The following is a 13,974-nucleotide window of genomic DNA, read 5'->3' on the forward strand; positions in this document are numbered from 1 at the left end:
GGAATATGCCGGATTTCCACGACGAGACATTTGTCTGTTTGGCAGGATCGCTTCCTTTCAAGATCGCCGGTCCATGGATAAGGGACTTGCCACTTCCATTCCCGAGGTCTGGGCGATAATGCTCTGCCATGTTCCAGCTAGAGCAACCGGCTACATTCGAGCAGATCGTCAAAAAGAGCCGTTTTATTGCCGTGGCGCTTCCCGTCTCGACGGAGGAGGAAGCAAAGGCGGCCATCACCGCACACCGCCATGCCGAGGCAAACCACAATTGCTGGGCCTGGCGGATCGGCAGCGCCTATCGATTTTCCGATGACGGCGAGCCGAGCGGCAAGGCGGGAAAGCCGATCCTCGCCGCAATCGACGGCCAGTCACTGGACCAGGCCGTCGTCATCGTCACCCGCTGGTTCGGCGGCATATTGCTTGGCAGCGGCGGCCTTGTGCGCGCTTATGGCGGCACGGCCGCGGCCTGCCTCAGCGCTGCACCGATGGTCGAGGTGAAGCCTTTCCTGCAGGGTATCGTACGGCTTGAATTTTCCGATCTCGCCCGCGTCAAAGCGAGGCTCTTATCGGTTACAGACCTCATCATCGCCGAAGAGCAGTTTACGCCGACAGGTGCAGACGTCGTTCTTCGCGTACCCGAGGCCGAGCTGGGATCGGTCTCTCGACTGATCTCCGATCTGACAAGCGGACGCGTCGAACTGAAGCTCGATTAAGGCCGGTAATATCACGCCGCCTTGGCGACGTGATATTCCTTGATGGCGACCATTTTTATCGACGGGAAGCGCTCAGCCTCGTAACGCAGCGAAAAGGCGTCCTGCGCCAGGAAAACCGGATCGCCGTCGAGGTCGCGGGCGATATCGCCGCGTTTGAGGGTGAGGAATTTCTCCAGATCCGCCGGTTGATCCGACGAAATCCAGCGGCAGACGGAGAAACGCGACATTTCGAAAGAGACAGGCAGCGTATATTCCGCCGAAAGCCGTTCCTTCAACACGTCGAGCTGCAGTGCCCCGACGACGCCGACGATTGCCGGCGAACCATCTTCCGGCGAAAATAGCTGAACGACGCCTTCTTCCGCCATCTGCTGCAGGGCTTCCTTCAGCTTCTTCGCCTTCATCGCATCTTCCAGCCGCACGCGGCGCAGGATTTCCGGCGAAAAGTTCGGAACGCCCTGAAACACGAGGTTTTCGCCTTCTGTCAGCGTATCGCCGATCCGGAGCGTTCCGTGGTTCGGAATGCCCACGACATCACCTGCATAGGCGGTATCGGCGATATGGCGCTGCGAAGCGAAGAAGAATTGCGGCGCGGTGAGGCCCATCTGCTTGCCGGTGCGGGCAAGCCTTGCCTTCATGCCTCGCTCCAGCTTGCCGGAGCAGATGCGGGCAAAGGCGATGCGGTCGCGGTGGTTCGGGTCCATGTTCGCCTGGATCTTGAAGACGAAGGCGGTCATCTTGTCTTCGGCCGCATGGACGGTGCGTGTGTCAGCCACCTGATCGCGGGGCGGCGGGGCGAAATCGGCAAGCGCGTTGATCAGGTCGCGGACACCCAGGTTGCGCAGCGCCGAGCCGAAAAATACCGGCGTCATATGGCCTTCCAGAAAAGCCTCGCGATCAAACGGGCGGCAAGCCTCCTTGGCGAGATCGACCTCTTCAATGAACGCCGCACGTTCATTTTCCGGAAGGCGATCTGCCACGGCCTGCGGGCCGTTGACCACAATCGCATCTTCCTTGTCAGACCCGCGCACCCGGTTTCCGGCAAGGTGATAGGAACCGCAGAAGCTCTTGGAGCGGCCGATCGGCCAGGTGATCGGAGCCGTATCCAGCGCCAGCTTTTCTTCGACCTCGTCGAGAATTTCGAAGATATCGCGGCTTTCACGGTCCATCTTGTTGATGAAGGTGATGATCGGGATGTCGCGCATGCGGCACACTTCGAACAGCTTCAGCGTCCGCGGCTCGATGCCTTTGGCAGCATCGATGACCATGATGGCCGCATCAACCGCCGTCAGCGTGCGATAGGTATCGTCCGCGAAGTCTTCGTGGCCGGGTGTATCGAGGATGTTGAAGACCTTGTCGTCATATTCGAAGGTCATCACCGAAGTGACGACAGAGATGCCGCGCTCGCGCTCGATCTTCATCCAGTCGGAGCGCGTCTGGATACGATCCTTCTTGGCCTTGACCTCGCCGGCGAGCTGGATGGCACCGCCGAACAGAAGCAGCTTTTCGGTGAGCGTCGTTTTACCCGCGTCAGGGTGGGCGATGATCGCAAATGTACGGCGGCGGGAAACCGCTTCTGCCAGTGTTTCGGCCATGTCAGCAACAATCCTTCAAGTTGCCGCGTATCTAACGACTTAGTGGATAACTTTCAATTCGTGTTTGACCGTCAATGGTCTCGACAGGCTAATGAGCGGATGAACGCTCACGCCCCCACCTCGCCCATGCTCAATCTCATCCGGCTGCCGCACGGCGACGGGCTGGAACTGCCCGCTTACGAGACGGCAGGCGCTGCCGGCATGGATCTACGTGCGGCCTTGGGCGATGGCGAAGCACTTACGATCGCTCCGGGAAAGCGCGCATTGGTGCCGACCGGTTTCATCTTCGAGGTGCCGCAGGGTTTCGAGGCACAAATCCGGCCACGCTCCGGCCTCGCCTTCAAGAACGGCATTACCTGTCTCAACACGCCCGGCACGATCGACAGCGATTATCGCGGCGAGGTGAAGGTGCTGCTGATCAACCTTGCCGAAGAGGATTTCGTCATCACCCGCGGCATGCGGATTGCCCAGATGGTAATCGCGCCGGTGACACAGGTGCGGGTTGCCGAAATGAGCGAGACGACGGAAACGATCCGCGGTACCGGCGGCTTCGGCTCTACGGGCGTTTAGGCTTACCGGTCGAAGCTTTCACGCCGTCCTGACAGCTATCAATTATCCGCTGCCGACAACATATAATTGCTTCGAACCCGCGTGAACGAGGTGGTTTTTTCGCGCCTTTTCGATGCTATACGACAAAACCGCCCTCGCATCCCGCCCGGTCGAACTCTATTTTCTGATCACGTATCAAATGGAGAGACGACAATGTCGGAGAAGAAGCCGGGCCGTGGCCGCATTTATTCCTCGATCACGGAAACCACCGGCGACACGCCGATCGTCAGGCTTGACAAGCTGGCGAGCGAATATGGGGTGAAGGCCAATATTCTGGCCAAGCTCGAATTTTTCAACCCGATCGCCTCGGTCAAGGACCGTATCGGCGTGGCGATGATCGAAAGCCTGGAAGCACAGGGCAAGATCGCACCGGGCAAAACAACGCTGATCGAGCCGACATCCGGAAATACCGGCATTGCGCTGGCCTTTGCAGCGGCCGCAAAGGGTTACAAGCTGATCCTCACCATGCCGGAAACCATGTCGGTCGAACGCCGCAAGATGCTGGCGCTGCTTGGCGCAGAACTGGTGCTGACGGAAGGCCCCAAAGGCATGAAGGGTGCGATTGCCAAGGCAGAGGAGCTTGCCGCCACACTGCCCGACGCAATCATTCCGCAGCAGTTCGAAAATCCGGCCAACCCGGAAATCCATCGCAAGACGACGGCGGAGGAGATCTGGAACGATACCGACGGCAAGGTCGATATCTTCATTGCCGGCATCGGTACCGGCGGCACGATTACAGGCGTCGGCCAGGTGTTGAAAGCCCGCAAACCTGGCCTGAAGGTCATCGCCGTCGAGCCGAAGGAATCTCCGGTTCTTTCCGGTGGCGAGCCCGGCCCGCACAAGATCCAGGGCATCGGTGCCGGTTTTGCCCCAAAGATCCTCGACACCCATGTCTACGACGAGATCGTCACGGTCGCCAGCAGCGATGCGCTGGAGACCGCCCGCCATGTGGCACGACTGGAAGGCGTGCCGGTCGGCATTTCCTCCGGCGCAGCACTCAAGGCTGCGATCGAGGTGGGCAGCCGGCCAGAAAACGCCGGCAAGACGATTGTCGTCATCATTCCCTCATTTGCCGAGCGTTATCTCTCGACCGCATTGTTCGACGGCCTGGGAGAGTAAATTTCCCCCGTCACGCCGCCGCCATGGCCAGCCTTTCGCTGGCCATGCGGTAGGAAATCGCCTCGGCCAAATGCAGGCGGCCGACGGTCGGCTTGCCGTCGAGGTCGGCAAGCGTGCGCGCGACCTTCAGCACACGATGATAACCCCGGGCCGAAAATTTCAGCTTTTCGGCGGCATCGCGTAGCAATTGCAAACCTGGTGGATCGGGCTCGGCAAATTTTTCGATCATCGAGGTGGAGCAACGGGCGTTGGTGAAAGCCGATCGCATGCCGTGGCCTTCGTAACGATCCCGTTGCAATTCCCTTGCCGCAAGCACTCGTTTCGCCACATCCGCGCTGCTTTCCGCCGGGGCCGGGCGGATCAGATCCGCGGCCGAGACCGCCGGCACGTCGATGCGGATATCGATCCGATCCATCAGTGGTGCAGAAATACGGCCCTGATAGTCGGCGGCACAGCGCAGTCCCCGAGCGCAGGCATGGCCGGGCTCCCCGGCCATGCCGCAGCGGCAGGGGTTCATCGCCGCAACGAGCTGGATGCAGGCCGGATAGGAGATCCGATGATTGGCGCGGGCGATGACGCATTCGCCCGTTTCCAGCGGCTGGCGAAGCGCATCGAGAACCTGCGGCGAAAATTCCGGAAACTCATCGAGGAAGAGAACACCGTGATGGGCAAGCGACGCCTCGCCCGGTTTTGCCCTGAAGCCGCCACCGACCAATGCGGCCATGGTCGCCGAATGATGGGGCGTGCGATAGGGCCGCCGGTCGGACAGCTTGCCGCCCGACAATTGCCCGGCAATCGAATGGATCATCGAAACTTCGAGCAGCTCGGCGGCGGACAAAGGCGGCAGAATGGAGGGCAGACGGGCGGCCAGCATGGATTTTCCCGAACCCGGCGGCCCGACCATCAGGAGATTATGCCCACCGGCAGCGGCAACCTCCAGAGCCCGCTTGGCGCTTTCCTGGCCCTTGATCTCAGCCAGATCCGGCAGATTGGCCGGTAGCGCACGGATAGCCGGATTTGGCCGCGAAATGACCTGCGTGCCGCGGAAGTGATTGGCAAGTGCGATCAGGCTGCGCGGCGCGATGATATCGACATCGGGTCCTGCCCAAGCCGCCTCCGGCCCACTATCGGCCGGGCAGATCAGGCCCTTACCAAGAACATTGGCGCTGATCGCTGCCGGAAGGGCGCCGGAAACAGCGGCCAGCGTGCCATCGAGGTTCAATTCGCCGATAACCACATGATCCGCAATGGCATCGCCCGGAATGGCGCCGAGCGCCGCCATCAGGCCAAGCGCGATGGCGAGATCGAAATGGGATCCTTCCTTGGGGAGATCAGCCGGCGCCAGATTGACCGTCACCTTTTTCGGCGGAACGGCAAGTCCCGATGCATGCAATGCCGCCTGCACCCGCTCGCGGCTTTCAGCCACTGCCTTGTCCGGCAGGCCGACGATGTGCATGCCGATCTTGCCCGGTCCGATCATCACCTGAACGTCGACCGGAACCCCTTCTATGCCGTGGAATGCGACCGTACTGACGCGTGAAACCATGCGACCCGCCCCCAAACATCATGTCCGGACCGATGGCATTGCCGCTTGGCCTGCCACTCTCCAGCACAACCTTAAGCTGACATGCCTTTTGAATTTAAACAAGAACAAAAATCGAACAAACAAAAACAAAAAAGGGCGCCTGTCAGGCGCCCATTCAGGTATCCCAAACAATCCTGCCTCAGTTTTTGGCTTCGATCGCATCCCACATCAGGCTTGCGACATCGGCACCGCCGAACTTCCTGACCTCGCGGATACCGGTCGGCGAGGTCACGTTGATCTCCGTCATGTAGTCGCCAATGACGTCGATGCCGACGAAGATGAAACCGCGCTCACGCAGCGCCGGCCCGATGCGGGCGCAGATTTCCTTCTCCCGCGTCGTCAATTCGGTCGCTTCGGCACGGCCGCCTACATGCATGTTGGAGCGGCTGTCGGTTTCGGCAGGTACGCGGTTGATCGCCCCGACCGGTTCACCATTGACCAGCAGGATGCGCTTGTCGCCCTTGCGCACCGCCGGGAGATAAGCCTGGGCGATGAAGGGCTCGCCGCGGTACATCTGGCCGAACATCTCGATCAGCGAGGTGAAGTTGCGGTCGTCGCGGGTAGAATGGAAAACACCGGCGCCGCCATTGCCGTAAAGCGGCTTCAGGATGATGTCGCCCATTTCCTGGCGGAAGGCGGCGATCTCGGCGATATCACGCGATATCAGTGTTGCCGGCATCAGGTCGGCGAATTCGGTGACGAAGATCTTTTCCGGCGAATTGCGTACCCAGGCAGGATCATTGACGACAAGCGTCTTCGGATGGATGCGCTCCAGAAGGTGGGTGGAGGTGATGTAACCCATGTCGAAGGGCGGGTCCTGACGGAGCAGGACGACATCCATTTCGGAGAGATCCATGCGGGTCTTTTCACCGAGTGTGAAGTGATCCCCCTTGATGTCGCGAACCTGCAGCGGCTCGACGGCTGCAAAGACCTTGCCGTCACGCATGCTGAGACGATCGGGTGTGTAATGGAAAAGCTCATAACCACGAGATTGGGCCTCCAAGGTCATTGCGAAGGTGGAATCGCCAGCAATGTTGATGCTGGAAATGTGATCCATCTGGATTGCGACCTTGCGAACATGCGCCATGAGTTATGTCCCCGATAAACTAGCTGCCCCATTCGAGCCCGCCTGATTTAGGATGGCATAGGCCCGAAAGCAATGCGGCCGGAAATAATCCGGCCGACCAATGTCATCAAATGCGTGACTTGCGATTTCAGCCGACCGGCTGGGCCACCGCCGCCGCGGCCTTCGCGGCTGTTCTCGTATGCAGGCGCTTGCCTGTTACCGCATCAAAGAAATGCAGTTTGGCCGGTTCGATGGAGAGCTGGATCTCGCCATTCAACACGGCTTCCGAAGATGTGGCCACAGTCACCGGCTGATCGCCGATCATGCCGTGGACAAGCCGCTGCGCACCAAGTTCCTCGGCATATTCGATCCGGAATGGCATGCCGGTTTCGCCGGCCGGAACGATGCGGATATCTTCGGCACGCAGGCCGACAGTGACGGCGCCTGATGTCGGCGCAAAACCGCCTAGATCGATCATCGACGGGCCGATCGCCAGCTTGTCGCCATGCAGTTCCCCCTTGACGAGGTTCATCGCCGGTGAACCGATAAAGCTGGCAACAAAGGTCGAAGCCGGTGTGTGATAAACGTCAAGCGGCGAGCCGACCTGCTCTATCTGGCCGCCGTTCAGCACGACAAGACGATCGGCAAGCGTCATCGCTTCCAGCTGGTCGTGGGTGACGTAAATCGAGGTGGTGCCGAGACGACGTTGCAGGCGCTTGATCTCGCCGCGCATCGAAACGCGCAACTTGGCGTCGAGGTTGGAGAGCGGCTCGTCGAACAGGAAGACGGCCGGCTTGCGGACGATGGCACGGCCCATGGCAACACGCTGGCGCTGGCCACCCGAAAGCGCCTTTGGCTTGCGTTCCAGATACTGGCCGATTTCGAGCATGCGGGCGGCTTCCGCGACCCGCGCCTCGATCTCCGCTTTCGGCGTCTTGCGGTTCTTCAGACCGTATTCGAGGTTCTGCTTCACCGTCATATGCGGGTAGAGCGCATAGTTCTGGAAGACCATGGCGATGTCGCGGTCGGCCGGCTCGACATTGTTGACGACGCGGGCACCGATCTTCACCTCGCCCTCGGAAATCGTTTCGAGGCCGGCGATCATCCGCAGAAGCGTGGACTTGCCGCAGCCGGACGGGCCGACGAGAACGATGAATTCGCCGTCGGCGATATTGAGCTTGATGTCGGACACCGCGCGCACACCGCCGGTATAGATCTTGCCGACATTTTCGACGTCGATGGAAGCCATGGTTATTTCTCCGTCTCAACAAGGCCTTTGACGAAAAGGCGCTGCATGAAAATTATGACCAGAACCGGGGGGAGTGCCGCCAGGATGACGCCGGTCATCACGAGGTTCCACTGGGTATCGCCGTCGAGTACGGCTGAAAGCCGCTTGATGCCCATGACGACCGTATAATAATGCGGCTCGGTGGTGACCAGAAGCGGCCAGAGATACTGGTTCCAGCCGTAGATGAACATGATGATGAAGAGGGCCGCGATATTGGTGCGCGACAGCGGCAGGAGGATGTCCCAGAAGAACTTCATCGGGCCTGCACCATCGACACGGGCTGCCTCCATCGTCTCCTCCGGGATGGTCAGGAAGAACTGCCGGAACAGGAAGGTGGCGGTGGCGGAGGCGATCACCGGAATGACGAGGCCGGCATAGGAATTGAGCATGCCGAGATCGGCGACGACCTTGTAGGTCGGCAGGATGCGCACCTCGATCGGCAGCATCAGCGTCATGAAGATGACCCAGAAGGCGATGACCCGGCCGGGGAAGCGGAAATAGACGATGGCGAAGGCGGAGATGATCGAGATGGCAATCTTGCCGAACGCGACCATCAACGCCATCACCAGGCTGTTGCCGAGCATCAGCAGGAAGGCCGGAGCGCCGGCGCGTGACGAACCATCGCCGAGCAGCGCCGTGTAGTTTTCGAGCATATGGCTGCCGGGGGTGAGCGGCACGAGGCCGGTCATGAATTCGGTCGGGCCACGCGTCGAGGCGATGAAGGCGAGATAGACCGGAAACACCACGGTGGCGATGCCGAGGATCAGCACCAGATGGGTGAGGAAGTTCAGGAAGGGACGGTTTTCAACCATGACGGACCTCGTTCAATACTGGACTTTGCGTTCGATCCAGCGGAACTGGACGACCGTCAGGAGGATCACGATCAGCATCAGCACGACGGACTGGGCCGCCGAGGAGCCAAGGTTGAGGCCGACAAAACCATCGGCATAAACCTTGTAGACCAGGATGTTGGTCGACTGGCTGGGGCCGCCGGTGGTCGTCGCATCGATGATCGGGAAGGTGTCGAACATCGCATAGGTGATGTTGATCACTGCCAGAAAGAATGTGGTCGGCGACAGGAGCGGGAAAACGATGGTCCAGAAGCGCTTGACCGGGCCGGCGCCATCGATCGCGGCTGCTTCCGCCAGCGAATGCGGCACCGATTGCAGGCCGGCGACGAAGAACAGGAAATTGTAGGAGATCTGCTTCCAGGCGGCGGCGATTACCACCAGCACCATCGCATCACCGGGATTGACGCGGTAGTTCCAGTCATAGCCGAAGAAGGTCAGCAGATAGGGAATGATGCCGATCGAGGGGTTGAACATGAACCACCAGAGCAGGCCGGATGCAGCCGGTGCCACGGCATATGGCCAGACCAGAAGCGTGGTGTAGAAACGCTGCGAGCGGATGACGCGGTTGACGCAAATGGCAAACAGCAGCGACACGCCCATCGAAAGAACCGTCACGCCGATGGAAAAGACCAACGTCACGAACAGCGAATTGAGGTAGTCGGGGTCTCCGATCAGCCGCTGGTAATTGGCAAACCAGACAAACGTGTCCTTGAGGCCGAACGGGTCCTGGCGCAGGAAGGATTGCCAGATTGCCTGGGCGGCCGGCCAGACGAAGAAGATCAACGTGATGATCAGCTGCGGCGCCAGAAGCACGTAAGGCAGGATGCGGCTTTGAAAGACGGTGCGTTTGGTTTGCATTGGTTCGTTCCCCGATCGGACCTACCCAAGAAAGAGCCCTCCCCGGCTGAACCGGGAAGGGCCTGATGAGATTTCAGAGCTGCTTAGTTGGAGTTTGCAGCTTCGAATTCGCGCAGGATGGCGTTGCCCTGCTTGGCACCATCGTCGAGAGCCTGCTGGCCGGTCTTCTTGCCGGCGAGAACGGCTTCCATCTGCTGGTCGAGCACGTCGCGGATCTGGCTGAGGTTACCGAAACGAACGCCCTTGGAGTTTTCGTTCGGGGTGCCGCGCATGATCTGCTTGATGGCGATGTCCGAACCCGGGTTCTTGGCGTAATAACCCTGGCTCTGGCCAAGCTCGTAGGCAGCGTTGGTGATCGGCAGGTAACCGGTGAACTGATGCCAGTCAGCCTGGACTTCCGGCTTGGACAGGTAGGTGAAAAACTTGGCGGCGCCCTTGTAGACGTCGGGGTTCTTCTGGCCGTTCAGGACCCACAGGGTCGCGCCGCCGATGATCGAGTTCTTCGGGTCCTTGGTGACGGTATCGTCATAAGGAAGACCGGAGAAGCCGACCTGGAAGCCCTTGGCATTGTTGATGACGCCGGCGCGCGAGGCGGACGAGTTCATGTACATGGCGCATTGCTGCGAATAGAACATCGGAGCGGCATCCGCACCGGCGCTCGGGCCGCCATACTTATAGACGCCTTCATCCTGCCAGGTCTTCAGCTGGTCCCAGAACTTGGCCTGGGCCGGGCCGTTGAACTTGAACTCTGACTTCAGGCCGCCGAAACCGTTCTGCAGCGTGCCGTAAGGCAGGTTGTTGATGGCGGAGTAGTTTTCCAGACCAACCCAGCTTGCGCCGTAGGACATGGTGAAACCGCACTTGGCAGCGCCGGAAGAGACGATCTTCTTGCTCATCTCGCCCATTTCGGCCCAGGTCTTGGGAGCCACTTCCGGGTCGAGGCCAGCCTTCTTGAAGACGTCCTTGTTGTAATAGAGGATCGGCGTCGACGAGTTGAACGGCATCGACAGGATGTTGCCTTCCGGATCCGAATAGTAACCGGTGACCGGGCCGAGGAACTTCGACGGATCCCAGGCTTCGCCCTGGTCCTTCATCAGCTTGTAGACCGGGTAGACGGCGCCCTTGGCGGCCATCATCGTGCCGGTACCGACTTCGAAGACCTGAACGATGGCCGGCTGCTGGCCGGCGCGGAAAGCGGCGATCGCAGCGGTCAGGGTTTCCGGGTAGGTGCCCTTGAACACCGGAACGATCTTGTAGTCGCTCTGGCTGTCGTTGAACTTCTGAGCGACTTCCTCGAGCTTCTTGCCGAGTTCGCCACCCATGGCATGCCACCAGGTGACTTCCGTCGCGGCGAGCGACGAAGTTGCCGAAAGAGCGACGGCGAGTGCCGCCATAGAAAGCTTTTTGAACATTGTATCGTCCTCTCCGCCTTGGTTGGGATCGAGGATCGCAATAGGGCTGCTTGGTGACAGGACCTTAACAGTTTTGTTTCAGTTTCATGACAGTGCACGGCTTTGCAAAAACTTCATCCACCCGTCAGAATTGAATCTAGAACGCATCGCGAAAATGGCGGGGCAGCTTGCCGGGTATGATAGCGACGATGTCATAACGACAAAAGAGAAGATGTGCGTCGCGCCGCTTCGACAACCAGATATCGCTGGCGGCCCTTATCCGCCGCTGCGTGTCATAACCCACGGCATTCACGGCATCCATCTCGCGGGCACGCGCCTTGACTTCGACGAAAACGATCAGCGCCTTCTTGCGGGCGACGATATCGATCTCGCCCAGCCTGGTACGGTATCGAAATGCCAGGATCCGGTACCCCTTGAACAGGAGATAAACGGCAGCGAGATATTCGGAGACGTGGCCGCGCCGCTCGGCGCGCCGACGTCGATGCCGTCTATCGTCTGCCGTCTCGCTCATCAACCGCCATCCTTGTCCTTCATGCTGACGAGCCTCTGGTAGAGATCCCGCTTCGTGAGACCCGTCAGGCGGGCGGCCTCCGCGGCGGCCTTGGCGGCAGGCATGGAGGCCGCAAGCTCCCCGAGCAGCGCATCGATATCGACATCTTTCGGCACATCCTTTTCGGCAGGAGGACCGATGAGGAAAACAATCTCCCCCTTCACATTGCGTCCATCGAATGCCTGTGCGATGTCGCCGAGAGTGCCGCGGCTTATTTCCTCGAAAGCCTTGGTCAGTTCCCGACCGACGCAGGCCGCCCGGCCCGGACCCAGAACTTCGGTGGCGGATACGAGCGCGGCGGCGATGCGATGCGGAGATTCAAAGAAGATCAGGGTTGCCGGAACCTTGGAAAGTTCAGCCAGCCGGTCGCGGCGCGCCTTTTCCTTCGTCGGAAGAAAGCCGCCAAACAGGAAGGTGTCGGACGGAAGACCCGAAGCAACCAGCGCCGTCAGCGGAGCGGATGCGCCCGGAATGGGAACGACCTTGTGGCCGGCCTCGATCGCCATCTGGCCGAGCCGGTAACCGGGATCGGAGACGAGCGGCGTCCCGGCATCGGACACGAGCGCCACGGACTTGCCTTCGTCCAGCGCGGCCAGGAGCTTCGGGCCGGCCTCGTTGGCATTGTGCTCATGATAGGCATAAGGCCGGTTGGCGATGCCGTAACGGTCCAGAAGGACGCGGGTGACACGGGTATCCTCGCAGGCGAGCACATCCGCGCCGCCCAATGTTTCCAGCGCCCGCAGGGTGATATCGCCGAGATTGCCGATCGGCGTGGCGACAAGATAGAGCGCCGGTTCGAGCGGGCGTGAAGGCACGAATGTGTTGGCGACACGGTAGCCGCGGGTCGCTTCAGGAGGTCCGGCCACGGGCTTTGCAATTCTTCTGGATGATCATGGCTCTTTATGATCAAGGCGGCGGCGCGTCGCAAGCGGCAGAGCTCCAAGTTTTCTGTGTGCAGCGCCGTTCCAGTGCCGAAATGAAGCGGCCGCTTCCGGTTCTGCTCTTGCTTTTAAATGCCGATCTCTGCCATTTTGCCCGTCCACATCGTCCGGCTTATGAAAGGCCGAAGAATATCAGGCGGCCTGTCTCGCAGGGTGCCAAGGTCGAAAGCGATTGAGTCCATGCGTATTACTCTTGAGCGGTCCAATCTTCTGAAATCGTTGAGCCACGTGCATCGCGTGGTCGAGCGCCGCAACACTATCCCGATCCTCTCCAACGTCCTGATGCGCGCTTCCGGCGCCAATCTCGAACTGAAGGCGACCGACCTCGACCTGGAGATCACCGAAGCCGTTCCGGCTATGGTCGAGACCGCGGGCGCCACGACCGTCCCCGCTCATCTTCTGTACGAAATCGTCCGCAAGCTGCCCGACGGCTCGGAAGTGCTTCTTGCCACCAATCCGGACGGTGGATCGATGACCGTGCAGTCCGGCCGCTCGAAGTTTTCGCTGCAGTGCCTGCCGGAAGCCGACTTCCCCGACCTGACTGCCGGCTCGTTCAGCCATACGTTCAAGCTGAAGGCGACCGACCTGAAGATGCTGATCGACCGGACCCAGTTCGCGATCTCGACGGAGGAGACCCGTTATTATCTCAACGGCATCTTCTTCCATACGATCGAGGCGGACGGCGACCTGAAACTACGTGCCGTCGCCACCGATGGACACCGTCTGGCTCGCGCCGATGTCCAGGCCCCGTCGGGTTCGGAAGGCATGCCGGGCATCATCATTCCGCGCAAGACCGTCGGCGAATTGCAGAAGCTGGTCGACGATCCGGAAGCGGCGGTGACGGTCGAGGTCTCGGATGCCAAGATCCGCCTGACGATCGCCGACATCATCATGACGTCGAAGCTGATCGACGGCACCTTCCCGGACTACCAGCGCGTCATCCCGACCGGGAACGACAAGGAAATGCGCGTCGATTGCCAGACCTTCGCCAAGGCCGTCGACCGCGTATCGACCATTTCTTCGGAACGCGGCCGCGCCGTGAAACTGGCGCTGACCGAGGGCCAGTTGACGCTGACCGTCAACAATCCGGATTCGGGCAGCGCAACGGAAGAAGTTGCCGTCGGATATGAAAACGATCCGATGGAGATCGGCTTCAACGCCAAATACTTGCTCGACATCACGGCCCAGCTTTCCGGCGACGATGCGATCTTCATGCTCGCCGATGCGGGCTCCCCGACACTCGTGAGAGACACGGCGGGCGATGATGCACTCTATGTATTGATGCCGATGCGCGTATAAAAAACATCAAGGCGGCCGGAAATTCCGAGCCGCCTTTTTTGTACCATTTTCTGCTTGCGACATTTTTCCTTGCTTTTGCGTCGTCAAAGCC

13 protein-coding genes are annotated in these 13,974 nt (G+C 60.1%); 4 read left to right on the top strand and 9 right to left on the bottom strand.

What is annotated here, in order from left to right:
* Nucleotides 1-128 precede the first annotated feature (128 nt).
* On the top strand, nt 129-713 hold the full coding sequence (locus AC2GXZ_RS10335; RefSeq protein WP_483759057.1) for an IMPACT family protein: 585 nt from the start codon (nt 129-131) through the stop codon (nt 711-713).
* Between the two features lie 11 nt (nt 714-724).
* Here the strand turns inward: AC2GXZ_RS10335 and AC2GXZ_RS10340 are convergent, their stop codons facing one another.
* On the bottom strand, nt 725-2,305 hold the full coding sequence (locus tag AC2GXZ_RS10340; protein ID WP_483759058.1) for a peptide chain release factor 3: 1,581 nt from the start codon (nt 2,303-2,305) through the stop codon (nt 725-727).
* A gap of 99 nt (nt 2,306-2,404) precedes the next feature.
* On the opposite strand from AC2GXZ_RS10340, the gene dut reads away from it, so the two are divergent.
* Both dut and cysK read left to right on the top strand, forming a co-directional pair.
* A complete protein-coding gene (gene dut / locus AC2GXZ_RS10345) occupies nt 2,405-2,875 on the top strand; it encodes a dUTP diphosphatase (RefSeq protein WP_483759059.1) in 471 nt (156 codons plus the stop codon).
* Nucleotides 2,876-3,067: 192 nt separating this feature from the next.
* Nucleotides 3,068-4,033, top strand: a complete 966-nt coding sequence (cysK, locus tag AC2GXZ_RS10350) for a cysteine synthase A (RefSeq protein ID WP_483759060.1) — start codon at nt 3,068-3,070, stop codon at nt 4,031-4,033.
* Between the two features lie 10 nt (nt 4,034-4,043).
* On the opposite strand, the gene AC2GXZ_RS10355 is transcribed toward cysK, so the two are convergent.
* From AC2GXZ_RS10355 to rsmI, 8 genes are all read right to left on the bottom strand, one after another.
* Entirely contained in the window at nt 4,044-5,579 is a 1,536-nt protein-coding gene (locus tag AC2GXZ_RS10355; RefSeq protein WP_483759061.1) for a YifB family Mg chelatase-like AAA ATPase, read from the bottom strand.
* A gap of 178 nt (nt 5,580-5,757) precedes the next feature.
* A complete protein-coding gene (gshB, locus tag AC2GXZ_RS10360; protein ID WP_483759062.1) occupies nt 5,758-6,705 on the bottom strand; it encodes a glutathione synthase in 948 nt (315 codons plus the stop codon).
* Between the two features lie 127 nt (nt 6,706-6,832).
* Entirely contained in the window at nt 6,833-7,933 is a 1,101-nt protein-coding gene (locus AC2GXZ_RS10365) for a sn-glycerol-3-phosphate import ATP-binding protein UgpC (protein ID WP_483759063.1), read from the bottom strand.
* A gap of 2 nt (nt 7,934-7,935) precedes the next feature.
* Complete coding sequence (gene ugpE, locus AC2GXZ_RS10370; protein WP_483759064.1) at nt 7,936-8,784, bottom strand: sn-glycerol-3-phosphate ABC transporter permease UgpE; 849 nt, start codon at nt 8,782-8,784, stop codon at nt 7,936-7,938.
* Nucleotides 8,785-8,796: 12 nt separating this feature from the next.
* A complete protein-coding gene (gene ugpA / locus AC2GXZ_RS10375) occupies nt 8,797-9,681 on the bottom strand; it encodes a sn-glycerol-3-phosphate ABC transporter permease UgpA (RefSeq protein ID WP_483759065.1) in 885 nt (294 codons plus the stop codon).
* An 83-nt stretch (nt 9,682-9,764) separates the two neighbouring features.
* Nucleotides 9,765-11,093: a sn-glycerol-3-phosphate ABC transporter substrate-binding protein UgpB gene (ugpB, locus tag AC2GXZ_RS10380; protein ID WP_483759066.1), complete on the bottom strand. Its 1,329-nt coding sequence runs from the start codon at nt 11,091-11,093 to the stop codon at nt 9,765-9,767.
* 136 nt (nt 11,094-11,229) lie between these two features.
* On the bottom strand, nt 11,230-11,604 hold the full coding sequence (locus tag AC2GXZ_RS10385; RefSeq protein WP_483759067.1) for a YraN family protein: 375 nt from the start codon (nt 11,602-11,604) through the stop codon (nt 11,230-11,232).
* Nucleotides 11,604-12,509, bottom strand: coding sequence for a 16S rRNA (cytidine(1402)-2'-O)-methyltransferase (rsmI, locus tag AC2GXZ_RS10390; protein WP_483759068.1), 906 nt, complete (start codon nt 12,507-12,509; stop codon nt 11,604-11,606). The genes AC2GXZ_RS10385 and rsmI overlap by 1 nt, the downstream gene beginning before the upstream one ends.
* Nucleotides 12,510-12,764: 255 nt before the next feature.
* Between rsmI and dnaN the strand changes: the two genes are divergently transcribed.
* Complete coding sequence (dnaN, locus tag AC2GXZ_RS10395; protein WP_483759069.1) at nt 12,765-13,883, top strand: DNA polymerase III subunit beta; 1,119 nt, start codon at nt 12,765-12,767, stop codon at nt 13,881-13,883.
* The last annotated feature ends 91 nt before the right edge of the window (nt 13,884-13,974 follow it).

The organism is Aliirhizobium sp. YIM B11859, from assembly GCF_057163345.1.

What these genes read in the sequence shown, in the direction of transcription:
- AC2GXZ_RS10335 (WP_483759057.1), top strand. Translation starts at nt 129, where the DNA reads ATGTTCCAGCTAGAGCAACCGGCTACATTCGAGCAGATCGTCAAAAAG.
- AC2GXZ_RS10340 (WP_483759058.1), bottom strand. Translation starts at nt 2,305, where the DNA reads ATGGCCGAAACACTGGCAGAAGCGGTTTCCCGCCGCCGTACATTTGCG.
- dut (WP_483759059.1), top strand. Translation starts at nt 2,405, where the DNA reads ATGAACGCTCACGCCCCCACCTCGCCCATGCTCAATCTCATCCGGCTG.
- cysK (WP_483759060.1), top strand. Translation starts at nt 3,068, where the DNA reads ATGTCGGAGAAGAAGCCGGGCCGTGGCCGCATTTATTCCTCGATCACG.
- AC2GXZ_RS10355 (WP_483759061.1), bottom strand. Translation starts at nt 5,579, where the DNA reads ATGGTTTCACGCGTCAGTACGGTCGCATTCCACGGCATAGAAGGGGTT.
- gshB (WP_483759062.1), bottom strand. Translation starts at nt 6,705, where the DNA reads ATGGCGCATGTTCGCAAGGTCGCAATCCAGATGGATCACATTTCCAGC.
- AC2GXZ_RS10365 (WP_483759063.1), bottom strand. Translation starts at nt 7,933, where the DNA reads ATGGCTTCCATCGACGTCGAAAATGTCGGCAAGATCTATACCGGCGGT.
- ugpE (WP_483759064.1), bottom strand. Translation starts at nt 8,784, where the DNA reads ATGGTTGAAAACCGTCCCTTCCTGAACTTCCTCACCCATCTGGTGCTG.
- ugpA (WP_483759065.1), bottom strand. Translation starts at nt 9,681, where the DNA reads ATGCAAACCAAACGCACCGTCTTTCAAAGCCGCATCCTGCCTTACGTG.
- ugpB (WP_483759066.1), bottom strand. Translation starts at nt 11,093, where the DNA reads ATGTTCAAAAAGCTTTCTATGGCGGCACTCGCCGTCGCTCTTTCGGCA.
- AC2GXZ_RS10385 (WP_483759067.1), bottom strand. Translation starts at nt 11,604, where the DNA reads ATGAGCGAGACGGCAGACGATAGACGGCATCGACGTCGGCGCGCCGAG.
- dnaN (WP_483759069.1), top strand. Translation starts at nt 12,765, where the DNA reads ATGCGTATTACTCTTGAGCGGTCCAATCTTCTGAAATCGTTGAGCCAC.